At 68.2% G+C, this 261-nt stretch carries 1 pseudogene; it reads right to left on the bottom strand.

Annotation, left to right across the window (positions count from 1 at the left end):
• Window positions 1-261 (bottom strand): annotated as a pseudogene (locus tag SB764_RS41745) (hypothetical protein); the annotation flags it as partial.

Below are 261 nucleotides of genomic sequence, written 5' to 3'. Positions count from 1 at the left end.
CCCGGAGCTCATCCCGGAGCGCATCAACGTCCTGGGTCACACCTTCCAAGATTCCCCGCTCCAGGGCGTGGGCTTCTTGGAGCAGGGCCGTGCCCGTTGCGGTGATGGAGACTGTCTGGTTGTGCCGGCTAGTCCGCCTGCGCCGGCGGTTGATGCAACCCCTGAGTTCGAGCCGTAGCAGCAGCGGGCCCAGCGTTTGCGGCTGGGCCCGCATGATCGTGGCCAGTTCGTCCTGGGTGACGGGCCCCGCGGCTACCAGGG

Source organism: Paraburkholderia sp. SIMBA_027 (assembly GCF_046535315.1).
In the GTDB taxonomy this organism is placed as follows: Bacteria; Pseudomonadota; Gammaproteobacteria; order Burkholderiales; family Burkholderiaceae; genus Paraburkholderia; species Paraburkholderia tropica.
This window is presented reverse-complemented; position numbering and strand designations above follow the sequence as displayed.